The organism is Oleiphilus sp. HI0080, from assembly GCF_001635135.1.
Genome location: NZ_LWFU01000690.1, coordinates 1 through 2,117 on the forward strand (window position 1 = coordinate 1; position 2,117 = coordinate 2,117).

At 47.5% G+C, this 2,117-nt stretch carries 2 protein-coding genes; both read right to left on the reverse strand.

All coding sequences use genetic code 11. The features are described 5' to 3' along the window. A partial coding sequence (locus A3751_RS14920; RefSeq protein ID WP_197466380.1) for a tol-pal system YbgF family protein occupies positions 1–866 on the reverse strand: 866 nt, incomplete at its 3' end. Between the two features lie 56 nt (positions 867–922). Further along, the coding region (locus A3751_RS22920) for a hypothetical protein (protein ID WP_197466381.1) at positions 923–2,117 on the reverse strand (1,195 nt) is incomplete at its 5' end.

Consider the following 2,117-nt stretch of genomic DNA (forward strand, 5'->3'; position numbering starts at 1 on the left):
TTTGCGATTCGGTCGCCATTTTGATTGAGGAGCGCCAAAAGGCGCATTCCGTCCGAAAGCAAGCCAGGCTCCGCAGGTAAGTCAAAACCACGATATGCATTTGGTTTGAACGGGATAATTTCTAGGTCGGTGGTAAACAAGCTGTTATACACGCCAGGGTATTGGTCAAACAAACCGGACAGCGACAACAACGCATCACCTTCACGCTCAAGTCGATAATGCGTCCACGCCAATTTGTATTCAGAGAAAGCCCTAAGCCTCGGTGCCTTGGTACTCTTTAACAGCTTTACATAAAACTCCTTGGCGCGACTAAACTCGGCCAAATCAAAATAGTTTTCAGCCAGTCGAAATAAAGCTTCCTCAACCAGTGGCGATTTAGGATAGAGGCCGACTAGCAGCTCCAAGCGTTTAATTGATTCAAGTACGTCTCCGGTGAACGCGGTTGCTTTCGCTGTCTGGTATAGCAACTCGTCCATCCGCTGATATGTCTCTCCTGAGTCGACAATACTTTGATAGGTATCAAGAATGACCTCAGCTTGGACATAGGGGTCCACTGTAAGCTTTGCTTCATTGATGCCGAAGCTTGCACTCAAACTATTTAATCGATCCAACGCCTCTATCCTGACTTCTGGCGTACTGGCATTTTCAAAGAGCGCCCGATATCGCTTCATGACGTACTCTATAGAAACATCTGGCACCGGCTTTTTAGTCAGGGCAAGCACTTTAGGACGTAAATCGCCGATTTTCTTCGCCTCTACACCTTCACCAAAATTAACGGTAAAGCTTTCGTTTGCTGCAACATGGGGTACCACTACTAAAGACATGGCAATGCAGGCCACGACGAACGCGCAACCACGGAGCAACATAAAGCCACTCTGCGCACTTTGGGTTGAACACATGTCAAAGGATTTAGCGCGCAGGATCATTGATACCTCGCGTCCAACAAATTGGTGCGCTTGGTTCGCAACCGTGCTTGCGCTTCAAGAATCTGAACGAGGCCAAGCTCGGCCTGCTCGTAATAAGCAGAAAAATCGTTTTTAAGCGACGAAAGTTTTTTCTCACTAACGTCACTCAGCAGCGTATCAAGGGTACGATTAAACGCTTTTAACGCTTTGCGAGAAGCCGAAATTCGGCCGAGAGCTCTAGAAATATCCTTTAGCTGACCAGTTATATCTGATTTACGCGTAGTTGCTTTTTCTCTTGCTGACGAAAGTCTTTCTTCAATACTTGTTACTAATTCACGCGTCTTTGCCAAATTGGCGCCGCTCAACCCGGATTCGATCCCCTCAATACGTTGATGCAACTGCGCTACTTTCTGCTCAAGCACCTTGAGGTTTTGTTTGCTTTGCGGTGAATCTATCACGCGGATCTGCGTTCTCAAGGTTTTAGTAAGGCTCGACATTTGACTTTCAGTTGCCTGCAGCTTTTGATCAAGTGATTTGATTTGAGCATATTCTTTCATCAAGCTCATTAGCTGAGAATCTTGTGCAAGATACCTTAGATAAATAGCGCGCTGCGTATTGGACGATGTTGATCGGTCTAGGAACCATTGTAAGTCAGCTTTCGGGCGCTCCTCCAATAGCACGTCGATTGCACCGTACTCTTCGATTGCTGATATTAAACTATCAACATTCTGTTGTTCGTCCAGAAATTGCTTGCTTGCCTTGATGTAGGACTCGAGTGCCTGAGTCTGAAACCCAGAAAGTGCCTGAGCATGCGGGATAGCAATGAGCGACTCCGCAACTCCCGGAGCGCTTAGTCCAAATTGCAGACTTGCCTGCCAAGACTGGATCGCACCCCGATAATCCTGTAACTCATTCTTCGCGAGACCCGACAAATAGAGCGCTTGCGTAACGTAGATAGAGTCCATCTCGATTTGGTTAAAAAACTCGTTCGCCATTTCTGGCTTACCGTTATCCAGATACAGCGCTCCCGCACTGAGATTTATACGGTTTGTCAGTTCAACCTCAGAAAGCCCTTCCCCGAGATTGATATCTCGTGCAACCTTCAAAGACAGCAAGGCTCTGCGAGGGTTACGGCTCGTTGCTGCGTAATCAGTGGCAAGATTGTAATAGGCGGAAGCTGCCCACTCTCCTTCCAAGGCCCTGCTCAGAGAC